Origin of the sequence: Rhodosalinus sediminis, from assembly GCF_003385555.1 — a bacterium.
GTDB lineage: Bacteria > Pseudomonadota > Alphaproteobacteria > Rhodobacterales > Rhodobacteraceae > Rhodosalinus > Rhodosalinus sediminis.
The window spans coordinates 135,500-157,678 of the sequence record NZ_QOHR01000001.1; the positions used below are offsets into that span (position 1 = coordinate 135,500).

The following is a 22,179-nucleotide window of genomic DNA, read 5'->3' on the forward strand; positions in this document are numbered from 1 at the left end:
CCGCACGCCACGAGGACCGCAGCCCATGACATCACGCAGTATCCCCGACAATCTCACCATCGTCGAGCACCCGCTCGTGCAGCACAAGCTCACCCACATGCGGGAGAAGTCGACCTCGACCGCCGGTTTCCGCCGCCTCCTGCACGAGATCGCGCAGCTTCTGGCCTACGAGGTGACGAGCCACCTTGCCCTGACGACGCAGCCCATCGAGACGCCGCTCGGCGAGATGGACGCGCCGGTGCTCGCGGGCAAGAAGCTCGCCCTGATCTCGATCCTGCGCGCGGGCAACGGCCTGCTCGACGGGGTGCTCGAGCTGATCCCCTCGGCCCGGGTGGGCTTCGTCGGGCTCTACCGCGACGAGGAGACGCTGCAGCCGGTGCAGTACTACTTCAAGGTGCCCGACGGGCTCGACGGGCGGCTGGTGATCGTCGTGGACCCGATGCTCGCCACGGGCAACTCCTCGGCCAAGGCGGTGGAGCTCCTGAAAGAGCAGGGCGCGCGCGACATCCGCTTCCTCTGCCTGCTCGCCGCGCCGGAAGGGGTCCGCCGCATGGCCGAGGCGCACCCGGACGTGCCGATCGTGACGGCCGCGCTCGACGAGCGGCTGGACGAAAACGGCTACATCGTGCCCGGCCTCGGCGATGCGGGCGACCGCATGTACGGCACTAAATAAGCCGTCCGCGCGCTTTACTCGCGCGATATCCTGCGGCATGCTGCCCCTGCATCTGTGGGGGACGAGATGAAGCGCAGAACAGCGATCCCGCGCGGCGCGCTCCTCGCGTGTCTCGTTTGTGTCGGGCTTCCGGCCACGGCGCAGCGGCTGGAGACCGCGGGCCCGCCGGCCGAGTTTCCGCCCGACGGCTACGAGGACCGGCAGTTCGTCGACAGCCGCGGCTGCGTCTACATCCGCGCCGGCGTCGACGGCACGGTCACCTGGGTGCCGCGCGTGAACCGGGACCGGGAGCATCTCTGCGGCTTCGAGCCGACCTTCGCCGAGGCGCCCGCGCCCGATCCCGCGCCGGAGGCCGTGCCGCCGGAGGGGGAGGCGGCGCCCCGGCGTGCCGAGCGGGAGACCGCCGCGGCGTCCGAGCCGGCAGCGCGCGCGCAGGAGACGTCGGCTGCCCCACGGCGCGCCGCCGGGGCCGCGACCGGGACCGCCGCCGCCGCGCCCCGCGCGGCGGAGAGTGCGCGCACGCGCATCCTGCCGAAGCCCGATCCCGAGGCGGTCGCCGTCGCCGTCCCCGGGGGATACGAGCTCGCGTGGGAGGATGGCCGGCTGAACCCGTACCGCGGTGCGCGCACGCCCGCCGGCGGCGCGCAGATGCGGACGGTCTGGACCGACACCATCCCGCGCCGGCTCGTCGACCCCGCGCGCCGGGCGGTAGTCGCGACGCGGGAGGCGCAGGCGCCCTCTGCCGACGGGGCGTCCCGGCGGCCGCAGGTGTCTTCGAGGGACGCGCCCGTGCGCCCGGGACGGGATGCGGAGGCGGCCGCAGGCGCCCGGCCGGCGGCGGGCGAGGCGGCGGTTCGCGCCGGGGTCTCAGATGCGCCGTCCGGGCGCCGCTTCGTGCAGGTGGGCACCTTCGGCGTCGCCGCGAACGCGCGGCGCACGGCCGAGCGGATCGCCGGCTTGGGGCTGCCGGTGCGCGTGGTCCGCGCCTCGGGCTATCGCGTCGTGCTCGCCGGCCCCTTCGAGGCGGCGGGCGACCTGCGCGGCACGCTCGACGCGGCCCGCGGCGCGGGCTTCGGCGACGCCTTCCTGCGCGACTGACCCGTATCGCCTGCGGCGCCAGGGCGGCGTTTGCCGGGGGCGGCCCGCTCGCGGCGGGCCGGCGTCGCGGTCCGGATCACTCCTCGCAGATGCTCTGAAGGCGGAGCCAGTCCGCGTCGCTGAGCGCAGGCCGCGTCGGGTGAGCGGCCACGGCGTCGGCCTCGATCAGGCCGAGCACCGTCTCGCCGGTGACGTCGCGCGCGTAGGCGTAGGGGCGGGCGCTGAGCTCGGCGGCCTCGAAGGCGGCGAGCAGCGTGGCGTCGGGCACCGGCGTCGGCGGCGCGGTCAGCAGCCGCTCCGCATGCCGGCGCAGGAGGTCCGGCGGCAGCCGCCCGGTGGTCAGCACGCGCAGGCTCGCCGGGAGGCCCCCCGCCCGCAGGAGGCGCGCCAGCGGGTCCTCGTCGCCCTGCCGCGCGGCCTCGGCCAGAACGAACCCGGCGGGCACGTCCGGCTCGGCCGGGTCCTCCACGAGCGCGCGGTCCAGCAGGATCCGCCCGTCGGGCAGGCTCGCCGTGGCGACCGGGCCCTCGCGCAGCACCACGAGCCGCCCGGCCGCGTCCGGACCCAGCACCCGCGCCGCGAGCGCGGCGAGCGCCGCGTCGCCCTCCGGCGTGTGACAGGGGCGGCCGCCGAGCGCGCGGATGTCCGCCATCAGCGCCTCCGACACCTCGGCGCGTTTCGCCGGGGGCAGCACGCGGAGCGCATGGTCGCGCAGCGCGCCCGGAAGCCAGAGCGCCGCCGCCGCCGCGATCGCCGCGGCCACGGCCAGCCCGCCCGTCAGGCGCAGCCGCCCGGCCCGCGGCCGCCGCCGCGCCACGGCGCGGCGCACCCGCTCGATCGCCTCGATCATGTCGGAGGCGATCTCGCCCAGCTCCAGCTCCTCCCCCGGGTCGCCGTCGGGATGGTAGAGCGCCGGCATCTCGCCGGGATTGGCGCGGGCCACGGCGGCGAGCGACCAGTGCGCGAGGGCGCGGTCCTGCATGTCGGTGATCGTCAGGCTGGCCTCGCCGAGCGCGACCACCACGTCCTGCCGCTGCGCGTCGGGGGCCGCGCGCCAGATGCCCGGCGCTTCCAGGCGGGCATACTGCTCGAGGGCGGTCATGGGCGCACTGTTCCGGTTCCTGCCTGCCCCGGCGCGATACCACGCCCGCGCGCGGGGCGGCAATGCGCCGCGCCGCGGCGGAGCCGCCGAGGGCCGCGGCGCGGGCGCCTCAGAGCGCGCGCGCGACGTTGCGCAGCTCGAACTTCTGGATCTTGCCGGTCGAGGTCTTGGGCAGCTCCCGGAAGACGACCGCCTTCGGGGTCTTGAAGCCCGCGAGCCGTTCGCGCGCGTAGGCGATCAGCGTGGCCTCGTCGGCCTCCGCGCCGTCCTTGAGCTCGACGAAGGCGCAGGGCACCTCGCCCCATTTCTCGTCGGGCTTGGCCACCACCGCGCAGAGGAGCACCGCGGGATGGCCCATCAGCACGCCCTCGACCTCGACCGAGGAGATGTTCTCGCCGCCCGAGATGATGATGTCCTTGGCGCGGTCCTGAATGCAGAGGTAGGTATCCGGGTCCTGCACGGCGATGTCGCCCGAGTGATAGACGCCGCCCTTGAAGGCCTCGGCCGTCGCCTCGGGGTTCTTCAGGTAGCCCTTCATCACGCCGTTGCCGCGAAAGACGATCTCGCCCTGCGTCTTGCCGTCCATCGGCACCTGGACGCCGTTTTCGTCCACGACGCCGACGTGCTCCATGAAGGGCATGGCGACGCCCTGCCGCGCCTTCTTCGCCGCGCGCGCCTCGCCCTCGAGCGTGTCCCACTCCGGGCCCCAGGTGCATTCGGTCGCGGGCCCGTAGGTCTCGGTCAGGCCGTAGACATGGGTGATCTCGAAGCCCATCGGCTCGATCGCGGCGAGGGTGGCCGGGGCAGGGGGCGCGCCGGCGGTGAAGACCTCGACGGTGTGGTCGAACGCCCGCCGCTCCTCCGGTTTGGCGTTGATCAGCGTGTTGAGCACGATGGGCGCGCCGCCGAAATGGGTCACCTTTTCATCGGCGATGGCGTCGAAGATCGGCTTCGCGGCGATGTCGCGGCAGCAGACGACCGTGCCGCCCACCGCCGGCATCATCCAGGTGTGACACCAGCCGTTGCAGTGAAAGAGCGGCACGATGGTGAGATACCGGGGATAGAGCACCATCCGCCACGACAGCACCTGTCCCATCGCGTTCAGATAGGCGCCGCGGTGGTGATAGACGACGCCCTTCGGCCGCCCGGTCGTGCCGGAGGTGTAGTTGAGCGCGATGCTCTCCCACTCGTCGCCGGGCATCACCCAGTCGAACGCCGGGTCGCCCGAGGCCAGAAGCTCCTCGTATTCGGGATACTCGCCGAGGTGATGGACGCCCGCGTGATCGTCGGCCACCTCGACCACCGCAGGGGCGGGGCCCTCCATCCGCTCCAGCGCCTCGGCGGCGAGCGGGATGAACTGCGGATCGACGAGCAGGACGCGCGCCTGCCCGTGGTCGAGGATGTAGGCCACGGTGTCCGGGTCGAGGCGCACGTTGATCGTGTTCAGCACCCCGCCGCAGGCCGGCACGCCGAAATGCGCCTCCGCCTGCGCGGGGACGTTGGGCAGGAGCGTCGCCACCACGTCGCCCGGCGTGACCCCGATGCCCGTCAGCGCCGAGGCGAGGCGGCTGACGCGCTCGGCGTATTCGCGGTAGCTCCGCCGGACGGGGCCGTAGACGAGGGCCTCCTGGTCGGGAAAGACCGCCGCCGCGCGCTTCAGGAACGACAGCGGCGTCAGCGGCACGAAATTCGCCGCCGTCTTCTCGAGTCCCGTCTCGTCCGCGAGCCAGCCCATGTCCGATCGCCTCCCCTTTTCCCGGTCGGGGGGACGGTATAGGGAAATATTGTTGCGTCGCAAGCCGGAGACGGATGATGAGTGTTGCCGATACCGCGCGGGGCGGCACCGCGGCCGGGGCGCTGTCGATGCTCGCCGCCATGGCGGTGATCGGGCTGATCGACAACGCGGTGGCGCTCATCGCGCGCGACATGGGGCTCTGGCAGTTTCAGCTCGTGCGCGGGCTGATCTGCCTGCCGCTGCTGGCGGCGGCCTCCGTGGCGCTGCGCCAGCCGATTCGCGCGGTGTCGCTCCGGGCGGTGACGGCGCGCAGCGCGGTGGTGACGGTGGCGATGTCGCTCTACTTCGGCGCGCTCGCCTTTCTGCCGATCGAGCAGGCGCTCGCCGGGCTCTTCACCTCGCCGATCTGGATCCTCGTGATCACCGCGCTCGCCCTGCGCCGGCCTGTCGGGCGGGCGCGCGTGGCGGCGGTGGCGCTCGGGTTTCTCGGGCTGATCGTGGTGCTGGAGCCCGACCCGGCGCAGCTGTCGCCGGTGATCCTGATGCCGGTGCTGGGCGGCGCCTTCTACGCGGTGGGCATGATCGCCACCAACACGATCTGCGCGCGGGAGAACGCGCTCACGCTGCTCACCGGCATGATCCTCTGCCAGATCGCGCTGAGCGCCGTGGCGCTCGCCCTGATCGCCGCGCTCGCACCCGAGGCCGCGCCGGGCGCGGACGGCTTCCTGCTGCGCGGCTGGACGTGGGAGCTCGGCGCCGCCGGGCCGTGGCTCCTCGTGCAGGCGGTGGGCTCGCTCGTCGGCGTCGGCCTCATCATCCGCGCCTATCAGCTGGGCGAGCCGAGCTACATCGCGCCCTTCGAATACGCGGCCTTCATTTCGGGGCCCTTCTTCGCCTGGGCGCTCTTCGGCCATCTCCTCGGGGTGCAGCAGCTTATCGGCATCGTCCTGATCGCCGCCGCCGGCACGCTCGTCGCGCTCCGGATGCGCGAGGCGGGCTAGCCCGTCCGTGACGGCCGGCCGGCGCGCGCTACCTCGGCTAAGTGATGGACAGAGGAGGCGCGCGTGGCAGCGGAAAGTCGTGTCGAACTCTCGGGGCTCGTGCTGGAGACCGAGATCGGAACCTATGGCCCCGACGACGTCGTGCCCGAGGCGCATGTCCTCGATCTCGCGCTCGGCATCGCGCCCGAGCTGGTGCTGGTGGCCGAGGATTCGATGGCGGCGATCTTCGACTACGATCCGCTGATCGCAGAACTCCGGCGGCTGGCCGCGGACGGCCCCTACGAGACGCAGGAGCGCCTCGTCACGCGCATGGCGGCGGCCTGTGCGCGGCAGCCGGAGATCCGGTCCCTCGACATCGCGCTCCGCAAGCGGCCGGTGCATGGCGGCACGGGCGAACTGGGCGTGCGTCTGACGCTGGATGCGGAGGGCGTGACGGCGCTGCGGGCCGGTCCTGCGCCGGGCTGACCCGGACGCGGTGCGCTGTATCGCTTCGGAAAGTCTGTCTGGAGCGGGCGATGAGATTCGAACTCACGACCCTTACCTTGGCAAGGTAATGCTCTACCCCTGAGCTACGCCCGCTCGCTGTCCGGGCGCGCGGCCCGGTAAACCCTGACTGGAGCGGGCGATGAGATTCGAACTCACGACCCTTACCTTGGCAAGGTAATGCTCTACCCCTGAGCTACGCCCGCCCGGTCAGGTAGCGGGGAGATATAAAGATCGGCGCGCGGCTGCAAGGGGGAATTTCGCCCCCGCGGTCAAAGGATCGCGTGGCCGAGCACGCCGAGCGCCCCGGCGATCAGCACGACCACCGTCAGCAGCCAGCCGCCGCCGCGCAGCGCGGGCACGTTGGGTCGGCGCGCCATGCCGGCGCCGTGCATCGTCCGCGCGACGAGCAGGGCGCCGCCGTAGGTGTGCAGCGCCAGCGCCGGCATCCCCAGCGCCTCGCCCATCGCCATGAGGATCAGCGCGAGCGGCACGTATTCGGCGAAGTTGCCGTGTGCGCGGATCGCGTCCGAGAGCGTCGGGTCGCCCCCGTCGCCCGAGGCCGCCCGCGCGCGCACGCGCCGCGCGACGACCCAGAGGCTGAGGCCGACGAAGAGGAGGCCGAGAAGCCCCGCGTAGATGGGCGTCACGGCGAAGGTGATCTCCGGGCTCGCGGGCAGGGTCATCGGCGCTTCCTCACTCGAACTCGACCAGCAGGTCCTTGGCGTCGATCTGCGCGCCGGCCTGCACGTGGACGGCCTTCACCACGCCGTCGCGCTCGGCATGCAGCCCCGTCTCCATCTTCATCGCCTCGATGGTGAGTAGCAGGTCGCCCTCCGCGACCTTCTGGCCGGGCTTGACCGCGACGCTCGCCACCACGCCGGGCATCGGCGCGCCGACATGGGCGGCGTTGCCGGTTTCCGCCTTGGGGCGCGCGGCGGCCTCGGCCTTCACCTTGCGGTCGGGGACGCGCACGATCCGCGGCTGGCCGTTGAGCTCGAAGAAGACGCGCACGTCGCCCTCCTCGTGCGTCTCGCCCACGGCGACGAGGCGGATCTCAAGCGTCTTGCCCGGGTCGATCTCGGCGGTGATCTCCTCGCCCGGTTCCATGCCGTAGAAGAAGGTGCGCGTGGGCAGGGTGCGCACGGGGCCGTAGGTCTCGTGCCGGCGGGCGTAGTCGGTGAAGACCTTGGGATACATCAGGTACCCGTTCAGATCCTCGTCGTCGATCTCGCGCCCGCCGAGCGCCTCGGAGGCCTCGCGGCGCTTCGCCTCGAGGTCCTCGGGCGGCAGGTGCGCGCCGGGCCGCTCGGTGTTGGGCGCCTCGCCCTTCAGGATGCGGCGCACGATCGCGTCCGGAAAGCCGCCCGGCGGCTGGCCGAGGTTGCCGCGCATCATGTCGATCACCGAGTCGGGGAAGCTCACTTCCTTTTCCGGGTTCTCGACGTCGGCGCGGGTCAGGTTCTGGCTGACCATCATCAGCGCCATGTCGCCCACCACCTTCGACGACGGCGTGACCTTCACGATGTCGCCGAACATGTCGTTCACCTCGGCGTAGGCGTGGGCGATCTCGTGCCAGCGTTCCTCGAGGCCGAGGGAGCGCGCCTGCGCCTTGAGGTTGGTGAACTGCCCGCCCGGCATCTCGTGCAGATAGACCTCGGAGGCGGGCGACTGCAGGCCGCTTTCGAAGGCGGCGTAATGGTGGCGCACCGCCTCCCAGTAGTTGGAGATCTCGCGCACCGCGTCCGGGTCGAGCCCCGTGTCCCGCTCGGTGTGCGCGAGCGCCGCGACGATCGTGCCGAGCGTCGCCTGGCTCGTGTTGCCCGACAGCGCGTCCATCGCGCAGTCCACGGCGTCCACGCCCGTCTCGGCGGCGGCGAGGATCGTGCCGGCGGCGACGCCCGCGGTGTCGTGGGTGTGGAAGTGGATGGGCAGGCCCACTTCCTCCTTGAGCGCGGTGAAGAGGGCGCGCGCGGCGGCGGGCTTCAGGAGGCCCGCCATGTCCTTCAGCCCGAGGATATGCGCGCCCGCGTCGCGCAGCGCCTTGCCCATCTCGACGTAGTATTTCAGGTCATATTTCGCGCGGTCCGGGTCGAGGATGTCGCCCGTGTAGCAGATCGTGCCCTCGCAGACCTTGCCGTTCTCGATCACCGCGTCCATCGCGACGCGCATGTTCTCGACCCAGTTGAGGCTGTCGAACACGCGGAAGACGTCGATGCCGGAGACGGCGGCCTGCCGCACGAACTCCTGCACGACGTTGTCGGGGTAGTTGGTGTAGCCCACCCCGTTCGCGCCTCTGAGCAGCATCTGCGTCATGATGTTGGGCATCGCCGCGCGCAGGTCGCGCAGGCGCTGCCACGGGCATTCCTGCAGGAAGCGATAGGCCACGTCGAAGGTCGCGCCGCCCCAGCATTCCACGCTGAAGAGCTGCGGCAGGTTGTGGGCGTAGGCCGGCGCCACGCGGATCATGTCGAGCGAGCGCATCCGCGTGGCCAGCAGCGACTGATGCCCGTCGCGCATCGTCGTGTCGGTGATCAGAAGCTGCGGCTGCGCGGCCAGCCAGTCGGCCACTGCCTGCGGGCCCTCTTTCTCCAGCAGCGTGCGGGTGCCCGGCGCGGGGTCCTCGGCGCGCAGGCGCGGCGGCTTCGGGTCCTTCAGGTCGGCGCGCGGGCGGGGGCGGTCCTTGGTCTCGGGGTGGCCGTTCACCGTCACGTCGGCGATGTAGGTCAGCACCTTGGTGCCCCGGTCCTTGCGCTCGGGGAAGTCGAAGAGCTCCTCTGTCTCGTCGATGAAGCGGGTGGAGTAGTCGTTCGACAGGAACTTGGGGTGCTTGAGCAGGTTCTCGACGAAGGCGATGTTGGTGGCCACGCCACGGATGCGGAATTCGCGCAGGGCGCGGTCCATCCGCGCGATCGCCTGTTCCGGCGCCGGCGCCCAGGCGGTGACCTTCACCAGGAGCGAATCGTAATACCGCGTGATGACGCCGCCCGCGTAGGCCGTGCCGCCGTCAAGGCGGATGCCCATGCCCGTGGCCGAGCGGTAGGCCGTGATGCGGCCATAGTCGGGGATGAAGTTGTTCTGCGGGTCCTCGGTGGTGATCCGGGTCTGCAGCGCGTGGCCGTTGAGCGCGATGTCGCCCTGGCTCGCCATGCCCGTCGCCTCGGACAGCGTCTTGCCCTCGGTCACGAGGATCTGCGCGCGCACGATGTCGATGCCGGTGACCTCCTCGGTCACGGTATGCTCGACCTGGATGCGCGGGTTGACCTCGATGAAGTAGAAACGCCCCGTCTCCATGTCCATCAGGAATTCGACGGTGCCGGCGCACTGATACCCCACATGCGCGGCGATCTTGCGGCCGAGTTCGCAGAGCTCGGCGCGCTGGGCGTCGTCGAGGTAGGGCGCCGGCGCGCGCTCCACGACCTTCTGGTTGCGCCGCTGCACCGAGCAGTCGCGCTCGTAGAGGTGATAGATTGCGCCGTGCCGGTCGCCGAGGACCTGCACCTCGACGTGGCGCGCGCGCGGGATCATCTTCTCGAGGTAGCCCGCGCCGTTGCCGAAGGCGGCCTCGGCCTCGCGCCGGCCCTCGCGGACCTTCTCCTCGAGTTCGTCCTCGGACTGGATCGGGCGCATGCCCCGGCCGCCGCCGCCCCAGCTCGCCTTGAGCATCAGCGGATAGCCGATTTCGGATGCCTCGCGGCGGATGGCGTCCATGTCGTCGCCGAGCACCTCGGTCGCGGGGATCACCGGCACGCCCGCCTCGATCGCCACGGCCCGCGCGCTCGCCTTGTCGCCGAGCGCGCGCATCGTCTCGGCGCGCGGGCCGATGAAGGCGATGCCGGCGGCGTCGCAGGCCTCCACGAAATCCGGGTTCTCCGACAGGAGGCCGTAGCCCGGGTGGATCGCGTCGGCGCCGCAGGCCTTCGCCACGCGGATGATCTCGGGGATCGAGAGATAGGCCTGCACCGGCCCCAGCCCCTCGCCGATGCGATACGCCTCGTCCGCCTTGAAGCGGTGCAGCGAGAGCTTGTCCTCCTCGGCGTAGATGCCGACCGTGCGCTTGCCCATCTCGTTGGCGGCGCGCATCACGCGGATGGCGATCTCGCCCCGGTTGGCCACCAGGATCTTGCGGAATTCGGTCATCGGCGCTGTCCCTCCGTCGCGTCGCCCGTTGAGTATGCGGTTTCGCGCGGATCGTAAACGGCGCGAAACGCCGCCTCAGACCCGCCGCACGACCACGTCCGACAGCCGCGCCGCCCCGAGCTGACCCATGTTCGCCGCGAGGTCCCGGCGCAGGATGTCGATCAGGTGCCCGGGCCCCTCGGCGCCGAGCGCGGCGACGGCGTAGTGCCACGCCCGCCCGAGCATCACGAAATCCGCGCCGAGCGCGAGCGCGCGCAGGATGTCGAGCCCGCCCTCGACGCCTCCGTCGAACACCAGCGGCAGGCGCGTCGCCGCGCGGATGGCGGGCAGCGCCTCGGCCGTGGCGGGCGCCGCGTCGAACTGGCGGCCTGCGTGGTTCGAGACCCAGACCGCGTCGACGCCCTCGGCCTCGCAGAGCGCGGCGTCCTCGGCCCGGAGCACGCCCTTCACGACGAGCGGCCCGTCCCAGTGCGCCCGGAGCCAGCGCAGGTAATCCAGATCGGGCGAGGTGCGCAGCATGTAGCCCACGTGCCCCGTCGAGGACATGCCGCGCCCCGAACTTTCCACGTAAGGGTCGAGCGTCCTGAGCCGCGGCAGCCCCGCCCGCGCCGTGGCGAGGCTCCAGCGCGGGCGCGCGGCCATCTGCGCCACCAGCCGCGGCGTGAGCTTCGGCGGGATCGTCAGGCCCGAGCGCGTCTGCCGCTCCCGACGGCTGGGCACCGGCACGTCCACGGTGAGCACGAGCACCGAGAAGCCCGCCTCGCGCGCGCGCGTCAGCATGTCGGCGCGGATCTCCGGGTCGCGCGGCGGGTAGAGCTGGAACCAGCCGTGCGGCGCGGCGATCGGCCCGATCTCCTCGGGCGGGCGCGTCGCCACCGTCGAGAGCCCGGCGGGCAGCCCCTCCGCCGCGGCGGCGCGGGCGATCATGCGCTCCGCGCCCGGCCAGATCAGTCCCGACATGCCGAGCGGCGCCGCGCCGAAGGGCAGGGGGTGGTGATGCCCGAAGAGTTCGGCCGAGAGGTCCGGCGTCACCTCGCCGTGCAGCACCGAAGGGTAGAAGCGCACCGCGTCCAGCGCCGCGCGGTTGCGGCGCGGCACGCTCTCGTCGCCCGTCGCGCTGTCGAGATACTCCCAGACGAAGCGCGGCACGCGGGACCGCGCGCGGGCGCGCAGATCGGAGATCGCGGGGAAGCGGGCGTCGAGATCCATGCGCGCCGTCTGCCCCGCCGGCGCGCGCATGTCCAGCGCCGCGGCGGCCGCCGTCAGAGCCAGACGAGCCAGATCATCGGCACCGCGACGACGACCACGATCGCCTCGAGCGGCAGGCCCATGCGCCAGTAATCGCCGAAGCGATAGCCGCCGGGGCCGAGGATCAGCGTGTTGTTCTTGTGCCCGATCGGCGTGAGGAAGGCGCAGGAGGCCCCGACCGCGACCGCCATCAGGAAGGCGTCGGGCGAGGCGCCGAGGCGCTGGGCCATCTCGATCGCCACCGGCGCCGCGACGACCGCCGTCGCGGTGTTGTTGAGGATGTCCGACAGCGTCATCGTCACCACGATCAGCGCGCCGAGCACCGCCCAGACCGGCCAGCCCGCCGAGAGCGCCAGCAGCCCCTCGGCGACGAGCGAGGTGCCGCCCACCGCCTCCAGCGCGGAGCCGAGCGGGATCAGGCTGCCGAGGAGGACGATCACCGGCCATTCGACGTGATCGTAGACCTCCTTGAGCGGCAGCACGCCGGCGAGGACGTAGGCCACCGCCACCAGCCCGAGCGCCACCGGCAGGTCGACGAGCCCGAGGCTCGCCGCGAGGACGCCGGCGGCGAAGAGCGCGACCGCGGCCCATGTCCGGGACGTCTCGGTCACCGTCACGCCCCGGTCGGCGAGCGGCAGCACGCCGAGCCATTCCACCACGTCCGTCTCGCGCTCCTTCGGCGCGAGCAGCAGCAGGATGTCGCCCGGGCGCAGGTTCGTCTGGCGCATCCGCTCGGTGATCCGGCGCCCCTCGCGCGAGACGCCGAGCAGGAGCGTCTGCTGGCGCCAAGAGAGGCCCACCGCCTGCACGCTGCGCCCGGCGATGCGCGCGCCCTCGGGCACGACGGCCTCGACGAGGGTCAGCCCCTCGCCCTCGGCCTTCAGGCGCTCCTCGCGGCCGCGCTCGGCGAAGGCGAGCGAGAGGGTGGTGCGGAACTCCTCCAGCGCCTCGGGCGTCGCCTCGATCACCAGCGCGTCGCCGGCGGCGATCTCGGTGTCGGCGGAGGTGCCGTAGCGCCGCCGCCCCTCGCGGACGAGGCCGATGATCGCGACGTCGGCCTCTTCCGCCGCGTCGTAGAGATCGCGCACGCGCCGGCCGATGCAGTCGTTGTCGTCCGGCACGGTGAGCTCGGCGAGATAGCGCTTGTCCGCCTGCCCGCCCGTGGCGCTCTCCTCGCGCACGGGGATGAGCCGCCAGCCGACGAGCGCGACGAAGGCCATGCCCGCCGCCGCCACGGCGAGGCCCACGGGCGCGAAGTCGAACATGGCGAAGGGGGCGCCGAGCTCGTCCTCGCGGATGGTGGCGACGATGATGTTGGGCGGCGTCCCGATCAGCGTGATCATGCCGCCGAGGATCGTGGCGAAGGCGAGGGGCATCAGCGTCGCCCCCGCCGCGCGCCCGGCCTTGCGCGCCACCGCGATGTCCACCGGCATCAGGAGCGCGAGCGCCGCCACGTTGTTCATGAACCCCGAGAGCGCGGCGCCCAGCCCGCCGAGGAGCGTGATGTGCGTCTGTGGGCTCCGCGTCCGGTCCATCAGCCGGTGCGTCACGAAATGCACGACACCCGACCGCGAGAGCCCGCCCGAGACGATCAGCACCAGCGCCACGACGATCACCGCCGGATGCCCGAAGCCCGAGAACGCGTCGTCGGCGGGCACCACGCCCGCCACCACGCCGACGAGGAGCGCCGCGAAGGCCACGAGATCGTAGCGCCAGCGCCCCCATAGAAGCCCCGCGAAGACCGCGCCGAAGAGCGCGAAGAGTATGGCCTGATCCTGCGTCACCCCCGCAGGGAAACCCGCGCCGCCCCTGCATGCAAGCGCCGTCGGGCGGGGATTGAACCGGCGGCCGGCTCTGGCCTATACCGCCGGGGTCGCATCACAGGGAGCGGAGACCACCATGGCGGGCCATTCCAAATGGGCCAACATCCAGCACCGCAAGGGCCGTCAGGACGCGGCGCGGTCCAAGCTGTTCTCCAAGCTCTCCAAGGAGATCACCGTCGCCGCCAAGATGGGCGACCCGGACCCCGAGAAGAACCCGCGCCTGCGCCTCGCGATCAAGGACGCGAAGTCCAACTCGATGCCCAAGGACAACATCGAGCGCGCCATCAAGAAGGCCGCGGGCGGCGAGGGCGAGGCCTACGAGGAAATCCGCTACGAGGGCTACGGCCCGAACGGCGTGGCGGTGATCGTCGAGGCGATGACCGACAACCGCAACCGCACCGCGTCCAACGTGCGGGCGACCTTCGGCAAGCACGGCGGCAACCTCGGCGAGACGGGCTCGGTCGGCTTCATGTTCGAGCGCAAGGGCGAGATCGTCTATCCGGCGGACGCGGGCGACGCCGAGTCGATGCTCGAGGCCGCGATCGAGGCGGGCGCGGAGGATGTCGAAAGCTCCGAGGACGGGCACACCGTCTGGTGCGCCGACACGGACCTGAACGACGTGGCCGAGGCGCTCGAGGCGCAGCTCGGCGAGTCCGAGACCACGCGCCTCGTCTGGAAGCCGCTCAACACCACCGAGCTCGACCTCGAGGGCATGCAGAAGCTCATGCGCCTGATCGACGCGCTCGAGGACGACGACGACGTGCAGCGCGTCACGACGAACTTCGAGGCCCCGGACGAGGTGATGGCGCAACTCGCCTCCTGACCCGCGCGGGGCCGCGCCGGCGCGGGGTGTCGGTCGCTCGCTGACGGACCGCCGTGGCCGGAGTGGTGACGCCTTGCCCTTTCGGACGTCTGCGCGCCTGCGAACGGGCGCGGCGTTCGGCACTGACCGCTGCACCGCCCGGTCTGATCCCCTCACGCCGTCCCGCGCGCGCCGTGTCGCCCTGAACCGGCCCGCGAGCGATGGCGCGCGCGCCCCGTCACCGCGCGGCGTCGCGGACCTCGCCGGGCGCCCCGGCCTGCGCCGTCGCGACACGCGGTCCCCGGGCGCGCGGTGGTCCGGTCGCGCCCCCCTTGCCCTCGGTCGCGCTTTGGGGTCCTCTCGCGCGCATGGCCGAGCCCCGTGCGGATACCCGGCCCCTCGCCGGGGCGCTCTGGATGCTCGCCGCGGGGCTCTGCTTCGTCGCGGTCACGGCGCTCGTGAAATACCTCGGCGACCGGGTGCCCGCGCCGCAGTCGGCCTTCCTGCGCTATCTTCTCGGCCTCGTCTTTCTGCTGCCGGCGCTGCGCCCGCTCCTGCGCGCGCGGCCGACGCGGCGCCAGCATGTCCTCTTCGGGGTGCGCGGGCTCTTTCACGCCATGGGCGTGATGCTCTGGTTCTATGCCATGACGCGCATCCCGCTCGCGGAGGTGACGGCGATGAACTACCTCTCGCCGGTCTACGTCACCGTCGGCGCCGCGCTCTTCCTGGGCGAGCGGCTGGCGCTGCGGCGCATCGGGGCGGTGGCGGTGGCGCTCGCCGGGGCGATGGTGATCCTGCGCCCGGGTTTCCGCGAACTCGATCCGGGGCACCTCGCGATGCTCGGGACGGCGGCGATCTTCGGCGCCTCCTACCTGCTCGGCAAGGTCGTCTCGGACGAGACCGATCCGGCGCTCGTGGTGGCGATGCTCTCGGTCTGGGTGACGGTCGGCCTCGTGCCCTTCGCCGCCGCCGTCTGGATCGCGCCGACGCTGGCCGAGCTCGGGGTGCTTCTGGCCGTGGCCTTCTTCGCCACGGGCGGGCACTACGCGATGTCGCTCGCGTTCCGCGCGGCGCCGGTGACGGTGACGCAGCCGGTGACCTTCCTGCAGCTCGTCTGGGCGGTGATCCTCGGCGCGGCGGTCTTCGGCGAGGCGATCGATCCCTTCGTCGTCACCGGCGGGCTGATCATCATCGGCGCCGTCAGCTTCATCACCTGGCGCGAGGCGATGCTGAAGCGCCGCGCGATCACGCCGGCGGGGCCGGAGACCAAGGGCTGAGCGCGGCCTGCGCGCCACGGTCCGCGCGATCGTTAACCATTTATTAACTTTTGGCTTGAGCGACGCCGCGCGTGCTGGCGGAGTGGGGCCATGCGCGCGCTGCTCACGCTCTGCCTTCTGCTCATGGTCACGCCGCTCGCCGCCGCGCCGGTGGGGCCGGCGCGGGTGATCGACGGCGACACGCTCGAGATCGGCGAGACCCGCGTGCGCCTGCACGGCATCGACGCGCCCGAGATCGGCCAGCCCTGCCGCGACGGGGGCGAGGTCCGCGACTGCGGGCGCTGGGCGGCCGAGGCGCTGCGCGCCCGGGTCGAGGGCCGCGTCCTGCGCTGCGAGGCGCGCGACCGCGATCGCTACGGCCGGGTCGTCGCGCGCTGCGAGGCGGGGGGCGAGGACGTGGCCGCGGCGCTCGTGCGCGCGGGGCTGGCCTTCGCCTACCGGCGCTACTCGACCGACTACGTGGACGCCGAGGCGCGCGCCCGCGCCGCCGGGCGCGGCCTGCATCGGGTGCGCATCGCGCGCCCCGAGGATCACCGCCGCGCGGCCCGGACGCCCCAGCGCGCGCAGGGCTGCGCGATCAAGGGCAACGTCGCCCGCGACGGCGAGCGCATCTATCACCTGCCCGGGCAGCAGTTCTACGCCCGCACGCGCATCTCCGAGCGCCACGGCGAGCGCTGGTTCTGCTCGGAAGCCGAGGCCCGCGCCGCCGGCTGGCGCCGCGCGCGCCGCTGAGGCGGTTGATCGGGATCAAGGCCCGGGGCAGGGCGCGGCCCTAGGGTCAGGCCGACACGAAAGGAGACCGCATGTCCCATACCCCGCACGAGCTCAACGACGAGTTTCCCGGCTACGCCGCGAAGATCAGCGAGCTCAAGCAGAGCGACGCGCATTTCGCCAAGCTCGCCGAGGACTACCACGAGCTGAACCGTCAGGTGCACACCGCCGAGACCAACGTCGCGCCGGTCGGGGACCTGACCGAGGTGGAACTCCGCAAGAAGCGCGCCGCGCTCAAGGACGAGATCGCCGCCTACCTGAAGGACTGATGAGTCCGCGCCGGGCGGCGCGCGCCGCTCGGTGCGCCCGTGCGGGCGCGTCTCGCGAGACGGCCCGCGAGGGCCGCCGAGCGCCCGCTCAGGCCACGTCGTAGGGCAGCACCTCCCGCCGGTCGGGGTCGATCCGCAGGTGGCGCTCCAGCGGCGGCACCGAGCGCTGGTGACAGTTCGCGCGCTCGCAGATGCGGCAGGAGATGCCGATCGGCTCGAAGGCGCGGGCGTTCTCCAGGTCGAGGTCGTCGGCATAGACCAGCGCGCCGGCGTGCGCGACCTCGCAGCCGAGCGCGATGGCGAAGCGGCGCACCGGCGCCCCGAAGCGCCCGCCGGGCTTCGAGACGTCGCGCGCGAGGCTGATGTAGCGCACGCCGTCCGGCGTCTCGGCCAATTGCCGCAGGAAGCGGCCCGGCGTCTCGAAGGCGCGGTGCACGTTCCAGAGCGGGCAGGCCCCGCCGAAGCGGGCGAACTGCAGCCGCGTGGCCGAGTGGCGCTTGGTGATCGTGCCCGCCTGATCCACCCGCACGAAGAAGAAGGGCACGCCCTTCGCCCCCGGCCGCTGCAGCGTCGAGAGGCGGTGCGCCACCTGCTCGATCGAGGCGCCGAAGGCGAGCCCCAGTCGCTCGAGGTCGTGCCGCGTGCTCTGCGCGGCCTCGAGAAAGCGCGCATAGGGCATCATCGCCGCCCCGGCGAAGTAGTTGGCGAGCCCGATCTTGGCGATGGCGCGCGCCTCCTCGCTCTGGAAGCGGCCGAGGTCGAGCGTCGCCTCCAGCAGCCGGTCCTGCGTCAGAAGGGCGAGCTGCAGAAGCATCTGGAAGGTCTGCGTCTCCGCCGCCGCGCGGGACGAGAGCGTGAGCCGCCGCGCCTCCGGGTCGTAGCGGCGCAGCGTCTCCGCGTCGGCGTGATCGACCGTCACGCCCTCGGCCGCGAGCCGGTCGGCGGCGTGGGCGCGCATGTCGCCGGTGTCCGCGGCGAAGCGCTCGGCCGCGCGGTCCACGGCGTCGATGTAGTTGTCGCAGTAGTGGAAGAAGTCGCGCACCTCCTCCCAGGGGGAGGGGCGGGCGCTGGCCTCGGCGCCGCCGAGCGCCTCGTCGAGCGCGGCGAGGCGTTCGTGCGCCTCGCGGTAGGCGCGGTGCAGGTCAAGGAAGGCCCGCGCAAGCGCGGGGGCGTTCGACGCGGTCAGCCGCAGGTCCGGCATGGGCGGCGCATCGGCGAAGACGGGATCGGCCAGCGCCTCGCGCATGTCGGTGACCAGCCGCTCCGCCTCGCCGGAGCCGAGCTCGGTCACGTCGAAGCCGAACTCCTGCGCGAGCGCGAGCAGCACGGTCGTCGAGAGCGGCCGGTTGTTGTTCTCCATCTGGTTGAGATACGGCAGCGACACGCCGAGCTTCGCGGCGAAGGCCTTCTGCGTGAGGCCGAGGCGCTGGCGCAACTCGCGCAGCTTGGCGCCGGCGTAGATTTTCCTGGGCGGCATCGCGGGGCTCGCTTCGCGGGTTCGCAGGCCGAGAGCCTAGCTTTGCAAACCCGCCCTGCCAAGCGCCTCAGAGGCCGAGCTGGCGTTCGCGCCGGATGACCACGAGCATCGCGAGGATGCCGCAGGCCGCCGAGCCGCCCATCAGCAGGATCAGCGGATAGGGCCCGGTGCCCGGCCCCAGCGCGAGCCCCGCCACCGCCGAGAGCGCCGCGCCGCCGCCGATCATCACCGCGCCGCCGACCCCGCTCGCCGTGCCGGCGAGATGCGGGCGCACCGACAGAAGCCCCGCTGTCGCCGTCGGAATGGCGAGGCCGTTGCCCAGCCCGACGAAGGTGATCAGTCCGAAGAAGGTCTCCGCCGTGTCGCGCCCGGCGAGGGTGAGCCCGAGCGACACCGCCATCGCCGCCGTCAGGATGCTGACGCCCGTCAGCACCAGCGGATTGATCCCCACCCGCGTGCTCAGGAGCCCCGAGAGCCAGTTGCCCAGCAGGTAGCCCACCGCCGGCGCCCCGAAATAGACGCCGAGGCGCGCCGGGCTCAGCCCGTAGATCTCGGTGCCCACGAAGGGCGCGCCGCCGAGGTAGGAGAAGAAGGCCCCGCCCGCGAAGGCCCCGGCGAGGCAGTAGCCCCAGAACCGCGGCGAGCGCAGGAGCTCGGGGTATTCGCCGAACTGCGCCCGCATCGTCAGGCCGCGGCGGGTCCCGGTCTCGCCGAGGTCCGCCCAGGCCAGCGCGGTGAGCGCGACGCCGGCCGCGAGCAGCAGCCAGAAGTTCGCCTGCCAGCCGAAGGCTTGGTCGAGCGCGCCGCCGAGCGCCGGGGCGAGCATCGGCACGACGGCCATGCCCATGGTGACGTAGGCGATGCGCGATCCCGCCTCCTCCATCGGCACCATGTCGCGCACCACCGCCCGGCCGAGCACCATGCCGACGACGGCGAAGGCCTGGATCATGCGAAAGACCATGAAGAGCGCGAGGCTCGGCGCGTAGATGCAGCCGAGCGTGGCGAGGCAGAAAATCGCCAGCGCGCCGAGGATCACCGGCCGCCGCCCGATGTTGTCGGCCACTGGCCCCGCGAGCAGCTGGATCACCGCGCTCGCCGCGAGGTAGATCCCGACCGACAGCCCCATGACCGCCGCCGTCGTCCCGAAATGCGCGCCCATCGTCGGCAGGCTGGGCAGGAAGACGTTCATCGCCATCGCCTGCAGCCCGGACAGCAGGATCAGCGTCGCGATGTGCGGCGGCGATGTCTTGTCGAGAAGGCGCACCCGGCTCAGGTCGGACATGGGAGCGGGCGTAGGGCGCGGCGGCGCCTGTGTCCATCCGGCGCGCCGCTGCCGGACGCGAAGCTTCGCAGGTTTTCAGTTCGCAGGCCCTGAGTTTGACCTAATTTGCAAATTTGCCGAAATTTTCTTTCGCGCCGCCGGTCTGGTCGTTAAGGGAACGTGACGCCGGACAAGGGGGGACCATGAAGGACATCCTGCAGGAACTCGAGACCCGCCGCGCCGAGGCCCGCCTCGGCGGCGGTCAGAAGCGGATCGACGGCCAGCACGCCAAGGGCAAGCTCACGGCGCGCGAGCGCATCGAACTGCTGCTCGACGAGGGCAGCTTCGAAGAGTTCGACATGTTCGTCACCCACCGCTGCACCGACTTCGGCATGGAGGAGTCGCGGCCCTACGGCGACGGCGTGGTGACCGGCTGGGGCACGGTGAACGGCCGGCAGGTCTACGTCTTCGCGCAGGATTTCACGGTGCTCGGCGGCTCGCTCTCGGCCACGCACGCCATGAAGATCGTCAAGATCATGGACATGGCGATGCAGAACGGCGCGCCGGTCATCGGCATCAAGGACTCGGGCGGCGCCCGCATCCAGGAGGGCGTCGACAGCCTCGCCGGTTACGGCGACGTCTTCGACCGCAACATCATGGCCTCGGGCGTCGTGCCGCAGATCAGCGTCATCATGGGCCCCTGCGCGGGCGGCGCGGTCTATTCGCCGGCGATGACGGACTTCATCTTTATGGTGAAGGATTCCTCCTACATGTTCGTCACCGGCCCCGACGTGGTGAAGACGGTGACCAACGAGCAGGTCACCGCCGAAGAGCTCGGCGGCGCGACGACCCACACCCGCAAGTCCTCCGTCGCCGACGCGGCCTTCGAGAACGACGTCGAGGCGCTCGCCGAGGTGCGTCGCCTCGTGGACTTCCTGCCCGGCAACAACCGCGAGGGCGTGCCGGTCCGCCCCTTCTTCGACGACCCGAAGCGCGTCGAGCCCAGCCTCGACACGCTGGTGCCGGAAAACCCCAACACGCCCTACGACATGAAGGAGCTGATCCTGAAGGTCGCGGACGAGGGCGACTTCTACGAGATCCAGGAGGATTTCGCGAAGAACATCATCACCGGTTTCATCCGGCTCGAGGGGCGCACCGTGGGCGTCGTGGCGAACCAGCCGATGGTGCTGGCCGGCTGCCTCGACATCGATTCGGCGCGCAAGGCCGCGCGCTTCGTGCGCTTCTGCGACGCCTTCGAGATCCCGCTCCTGACCTTCGTCGACGTGCCGGGCTTCCTGCCGGGCACGAAGCAGGAATACGACGGCATCATCAAGCACGGCGCGAAGCTCCTCTTCGCCTATGGGCAGGCCACGGTGCCGAAAGTCACCGTCATCACCCGCAAGGCCTACGGCGGCGCCTACGTCGTCATGGCCTCGAAGCACTTGCGCGGGGACTTCAATTACGCCTGGCCCACCTCCGAGGTCGCGGTCATGGGCGCCAAGGGCGCGGTGGAGATCCTCTATCGCTCCGAGCTCGATGACCCCGAAAAGATCGAGCGGCGCACGAAGGACTACGAGGACCGCTTCGCCAATCCCTTCGTCGCCGCCGAGCGCGGCTTCATCGACGAGGTGATCCAGCCCCGCTCCACCCGGATGCGCGTGGCGCGCGCCTTCGCCAGCCTCCGCAAGAAGAAGGTGGAGACGCCCTGGAAGAAGCACGACAACATCCCGCTCTGAGCGCGCCGCGGTGCTTCTTCTTGGCCCAAATATCCCCGCCGGAGGCCGGCGCGCCCCGCGCGCCGTTCCGCCTGACCCGCGCGCCACGCCCGCGGCGGCGCGCGCCGGGGCGTGCCAGTGCCGCGCCGCCGGGCATCCGTCGGTCGAAAACGCGCGGCCGGGGCCGCTGCGTGGGCCGGTCCGCGCGAGGCCTGCGCGCGTTTCCGGGAATTTTCGCGCGGAGCGTGGCGCGGATGCGACACTCGCGGCGTCCCGCGCGCGTGGGCGCGGCGGCGCATGTATTTCCGGGAACGGATCGCGTAGGTTAGGCGATGGTTGCGTGCAAGTGACCGCACTCTGCGCGGCATTCTCTGCGGGCGTTGGCGCCCGTACGGGACAATCCGCTTTTGACAGGAGAGAGAAATGTCCAAGAGCATCAAGCTGCTTGCCATGCTGGGCTTCGTCGGCGCTGTCGCCGCCTGCGCCCAGCAGGAAGAAGAGATCGTCGTGGTCGAGCCCGAGCCGATCACGACCGAGCCGGAATCGACCGGCAAGTACAAGTAAGATCGAACGGGGGCAGGCCCGGCCTGCCCCCGCTCCCCGCGGCTGCGGCGGGCCCCCGGGGGGTGCCGCATGATCAAGCACCGCGGCTTTCCCTCGCGTCTCGCGGGGACGGATTTCCAGTTCACCATCCGGCGCGCGAACGCCAAGGGGGCGACACCGATCGTCCGGCGTGACCGCTACGCCGACCGGCGCCCGGCCGATCGCGCGGCCGACGCGGCTTTTCTCGCCGCCCTGATCGAGCATTTCGGGAGCGCGCCCTTCGCGCGCGGCAATCTCGACGCCGGGCGGCTCTCGTGGCTCTTCGGGCGCGAGGTTCTGCCGGCCGAGGACCCGTTCGACCCCCGCGACTACGATGCGCGGCTGGTGGTCGACATCGACGCCGCGCGCGCGGCGTTTCCCGAAATCTCCGAGGGGGAGGCGGGGCCGTGACCGCGCGGCGTGTCGGACCCATCCTGGCCCGGTGCGATGCGCGGGCGGCCGCCGACGGCGGGGCGCCGCGCGCTCCGGCGTTGCGCGCGCCGCGCCCGGGAGAGAGGCTGGGGACGCGAGGGAGCCGGTCCGCCGCGCCGCACGCGGCGAGCGCCGGTCCCCGTTCCCCTTCCCCTTTCGGGCGGCGCGGCCTCACCCCGGGCCGGCCGCCCCTCTTTTCGGGGCGCGGCGGCGGCGGGCGGGCCGAACGGCCGGGCCGGGCGGGCGGAGGCCCGCGCCCACAGAGGTCGGGGCCGCGGGGGCATCCGCCC

At 72.2% G+C, this 22,179-nt stretch carries 19 protein-coding genes and 2 tRNA genes; 11 read left to right on the plus strand and 10 right to left on the minus strand.

Translation table 11 applies throughout. From position 1 onward, the window contains the following. The first annotated feature begins 25 nt into the window (after nt 1-25). A complete protein-coding gene (gene upp, locus DRV84_RS00705; RefSeq protein ID WP_420541637.1) occupies nt 26-673 on the plus strand; it encodes a uracil phosphoribosyltransferase in 648 nt (215 codons plus the stop codon). Nucleotides 674-739: 66 nt separating this feature from the next. Continuing rightward, nucleotides 740-1,771 (plus strand): SPOR domain-containing protein, encoded by a 1,032-nt coding sequence (locus tag DRV84_RS00710; protein ID WP_115977826.1) that lies wholly within the window; start codon nt 740-742, stop codon nt 1,769-1,771. A gap of 76 nt (nt 1,772-1,847) precedes the next feature. Here DRV84_RS00710 and DRV84_RS00715 read toward each other — a convergent pair whose 3' ends face one another. Both DRV84_RS00715 and DRV84_RS00720 read right to left on the minus strand, forming a co-directional pair. Further along, complete coding sequence (locus tag DRV84_RS00715) at nt 1,848-2,873, minus strand: hypothetical protein (RefSeq protein WP_115977827.1); 1,026 nt, start codon at nt 2,871-2,873, stop codon at nt 1,848-1,850. Nucleotides 2,874-2,982: 109 nt separating this feature from the next. Beyond that, nucleotides 2,983-4,608 carry an AMP-binding protein gene (locus tag DRV84_RS00720; RefSeq protein WP_115977828.1) on the minus strand — a complete coding sequence of 542 codons (1,626 nt, stop codon included), beginning with the start codon at nt 4,606-4,608 and terminating at the stop codon, nt 2,983-2,985. Nucleotides 4,609-4,685: 77 nt separating this feature from the next. On the opposite strand from DRV84_RS00720, the gene DRV84_RS00725 reads away from it, so the two are divergent. Together DRV84_RS00725 and DRV84_RS00730 are read left to right on the plus strand one after the other, a co-directional pair. Further along, the gene (locus tag DRV84_RS00725) at nt 4,686-5,609 is read left to right on the plus strand and encodes a DMT family transporter (RefSeq protein WP_239994946.1); all 924 of its coding nucleotides are present in this window, start codon (nt 4,686-4,688) and stop codon (nt 5,607-5,609) included. A gap of 63 nt (nt 5,610-5,672) precedes the next feature. Further along, nucleotides 5,673-6,074, plus strand: coding sequence for a dihydroneopterin aldolase (locus DRV84_RS00730; RefSeq protein WP_115977830.1), 402 nt, complete (start codon nt 5,673-5,675; stop codon nt 6,072-6,074). A 39-nt stretch (nt 6,075-6,113) separates the two neighbouring features. Here the strand turns inward: DRV84_RS00730 and DRV84_RS00735 are convergent. The 6 genes from DRV84_RS00735 to DRV84_RS00760 all read right to left on the minus strand — a co-directional run bounded on the left by DRV84_RS00735 (nt 6,114) and on the right by DRV84_RS00760 (nt 13,264). Continuing rightward, nucleotides 6,114-6,188 (minus strand) — tRNA-Gly (locus DRV84_RS00735). A gap of 35 nt (nt 6,189-6,223) precedes the next feature. After that, nucleotides 6,224-6,298 (minus strand) — tRNA-Gly (locus DRV84_RS00740). Between the two features lie 66 nt (nt 6,299-6,364). Further along, nucleotides 6,365-6,778: an MAPEG family protein gene (locus DRV84_RS00745; RefSeq protein ID WP_115977831.1), complete on the minus strand. Its 414-nt coding sequence runs from the start codon at nt 6,776-6,778 to the stop codon at nt 6,365-6,367. Nucleotides 6,779-6,788: 10 nt separating this feature from the next. After that, the gene (locus DRV84_RS00750; RefSeq protein WP_115977832.1) at nt 6,789-10,232 is read right to left on the minus strand and encodes a pyruvate carboxylase; all 3,444 of its coding nucleotides are present in this window, start codon (nt 10,230-10,232) and stop codon (nt 6,789-6,791) included. Between the two features lie 75 nt (nt 10,233-10,307). Then, complete coding sequence (locus tag DRV84_RS00755; protein WP_115978040.1) at nt 10,308-11,441, minus strand: alpha-hydroxy acid oxidase; 1,134 nt, start codon at nt 11,439-11,441, stop codon at nt 10,308-10,310. Between the two features lie 53 nt (nt 11,442-11,494). Next, on the minus strand, nt 11,495-13,264 hold the full coding sequence (locus tag DRV84_RS00760) for an SLC13 family permease (RefSeq protein ID WP_115977833.1): 1,770 nt from the start codon (nt 13,262-13,264) through the stop codon (nt 11,495-11,497). A gap of 115 nt (nt 13,265-13,379) precedes the next feature. On the opposite strand from DRV84_RS00760, the gene DRV84_RS00765 reads away from it, so the two are divergent. The 4 genes from DRV84_RS00765 to DRV84_RS00780 all read left to right on the plus strand — a co-directional run bounded on the left by DRV84_RS00765 (nt 13,380) and on the right by DRV84_RS00780 (nt 16,422). Next, the gene (locus DRV84_RS00765) at nt 13,380-14,126 is read left to right on the plus strand and encodes a YebC/PmpR family DNA-binding transcriptional regulator (RefSeq protein WP_115977834.1); all 747 of its coding nucleotides are present in this window, start codon (nt 13,380-13,382) and stop codon (nt 14,124-14,126) included. 347 nt (nt 14,127-14,473) lie between these two features. Then, nucleotides 14,474-15,382: a DMT family transporter gene (locus DRV84_RS00770; protein ID WP_239994947.1), complete on the plus strand. Its 909-nt coding sequence runs from the start codon at nt 14,474-14,476 to the stop codon at nt 15,380-15,382. A gap of 90 nt (nt 15,383-15,472) precedes the next feature. After that, nucleotides 15,473-16,114, plus strand: coding sequence for a thermonuclease family protein (locus DRV84_RS00775; protein ID WP_192881377.1), 642 nt, complete (start codon nt 15,473-15,475; stop codon nt 16,112-16,114). Nucleotides 16,115-16,185: 71 nt separating this feature from the next. After that, nucleotides 16,186-16,422: an HP1242/YdcH family protein gene (locus tag DRV84_RS00780; protein WP_115977836.1), complete on the plus strand. Its 237-nt coding sequence runs from the start codon at nt 16,186-16,188 to the stop codon at nt 16,420-16,422. Between the two features lie 88 nt (nt 16,423-16,510). Here the strand turns inward: DRV84_RS00780 and DRV84_RS00785 are convergent, their stop codons facing one another. Both DRV84_RS00785 and DRV84_RS00790 read right to left on the minus strand, forming a co-directional pair. Further along, the gene (locus DRV84_RS00785; protein WP_115977837.1) at nt 16,511-17,899 is read right to left on the minus strand and encodes a helix-turn-helix domain-containing protein; all 1,389 of its coding nucleotides are present in this window, start codon (nt 17,897-17,899) and stop codon (nt 16,511-16,513) included. 67 nt (nt 17,900-17,966) lie between these two features. Next, complete coding sequence (locus tag DRV84_RS00790) at nt 17,967-19,181, minus strand: multidrug effflux MFS transporter (protein ID WP_115977838.1); 1,215 nt, start codon at nt 19,179-19,181, stop codon at nt 17,967-17,969. Between the two features lie 182 nt (nt 19,182-19,363). Here DRV84_RS00790 and DRV84_RS00795 point away from each other — a divergent pair, with 182 nt between their 5' ends. From DRV84_RS00795 to DRV84_RS00800, 3 genes are all read left to right on the plus strand, one after another. Then, nucleotides 19,364-20,896: an acyl-CoA carboxylase subunit beta gene (locus tag DRV84_RS00795; RefSeq protein ID WP_115977839.1), complete on the plus strand. Its 1,533-nt coding sequence runs from the start codon at nt 19,364-19,366 to the stop codon at nt 20,894-20,896. A gap of 402 nt (nt 20,897-21,298) precedes the next feature. Further along, nucleotides 21,299-21,439 carry a hypothetical protein gene (locus DRV84_RS15740; protein WP_192881378.1) on the plus strand — a complete coding sequence of 47 codons (141 nt, stop codon included), beginning with the start codon at nt 21,299-21,301 and terminating at the stop codon, nt 21,437-21,439. A 69-nt stretch (nt 21,440-21,508) separates the two neighbouring features. Next, nucleotides 21,509-21,868: a hypothetical protein gene (locus tag DRV84_RS00800; RefSeq protein WP_115977840.1), complete on the plus strand. Its 360-nt coding sequence runs from the start codon at nt 21,509-21,511 to the stop codon at nt 21,866-21,868. The last annotated feature ends 311 nt before the right edge of the window (nt 21,869-22,179 follow it).

Bases quoted from the DNA above. Each gene is read 5' to 3' on its own strand.
- upp (WP_420541637.1), top strand. From the start codon at position 26: ATGACATCACGCAGTATCCCCGACAATCTCACCATCGTCGAGCACCCG.
- DRV84_RS00755 (WP_115978040.1), bottom strand. From the start codon at position 11,441: ATGGATCTCGACGCCCGCTTCCCCGCGATCTCCGATCTGCGCGCCCGC.
- DRV84_RS00795 (WP_115977839.1), top strand. From the start codon at position 19,364: ATGAAGGACATCCTGCAGGAACTCGAGACCCGCCGCGCCGAGGCCCGC.
- DRV84_RS00800 (WP_115977840.1), top strand. From the start codon at position 21,509: ATGATCAAGCACCGCGGCTTTCCCTCGCGTCTCGCGGGGACGGATTTC.
- DRV84_RS00725 (WP_239994946.1), top strand. From the start codon at position 4,686: ATGAGTGTTGCCGATACCGCGCGGGGCGGCACCGCGGCCGGGGCGCTG.
- DRV84_RS00720 (WP_115977828.1), bottom strand. From the start codon at position 4,608: ATGGGCTGGCTCGCGGACGAGACGGGACTCGAGAAGACGGCGGCGAAT.
- DRV84_RS00775 (WP_192881377.1), top strand. From the start codon at position 15,473: ATGCGCGCGCTGCTCACGCTCTGCCTTCTGCTCATGGTCACGCCGCTC.
- DRV84_RS15740 (WP_192881378.1), top strand. From the start codon at position 21,299: ATGTCCAAGAGCATCAAGCTGCTTGCCATGCTGGGCTTCGTCGGCGCT.
- DRV84_RS00770 (WP_239994947.1), top strand. From the start codon at position 14,474: ATGGCCGAGCCCCGTGCGGATACCCGGCCCCTCGCCGGGGCGCTCTGG.
- DRV84_RS00790 (WP_115977838.1), bottom strand. From the start codon at position 19,181: ATGTCCGACCTGAGCCGGGTGCGCCTTCTCGACAAGACATCGCCGCCG.
- DRV84_RS00710 (WP_115977826.1), top strand. From the start codon at position 740: ATGAAGCGCAGAACAGCGATCCCGCGCGGCGCGCTCCTCGCGTGTCTC.
- DRV84_RS00765 (WP_115977834.1), top strand. From the start codon at position 13,380: ATGGCGGGCCATTCCAAATGGGCCAACATCCAGCACCGCAAGGGCCGT.
- DRV84_RS00785 (WP_115977837.1), bottom strand. From the start codon at position 17,899: ATGCCGCCCAGGAAAATCTACGCCGGCGCCAAGCTGCGCGAGTTGCGC.
- DRV84_RS00780 (WP_115977836.1), top strand. From the start codon at position 16,186: ATGTCCCATACCCCGCACGAGCTCAACGACGAGTTTCCCGGCTACGCC.
- DRV84_RS00750 (WP_115977832.1), bottom strand. From the start codon at position 10,232: ATGACCGAATTCCGCAAGATCCTGGTGGCCAACCGGGGCGAGATCGCC.
- DRV84_RS00745 (WP_115977831.1), bottom strand. From the start codon at position 6,778: ATGACCCTGCCCGCGAGCCCGGAGATCACCTTCGCCGTGACGCCCATC.
- DRV84_RS00715 (WP_115977827.1), bottom strand. From the start codon at position 2,873: ATGACCGCCCTCGAGCAGTATGCCCGCCTGGAAGCGCCGGGCATCTGG.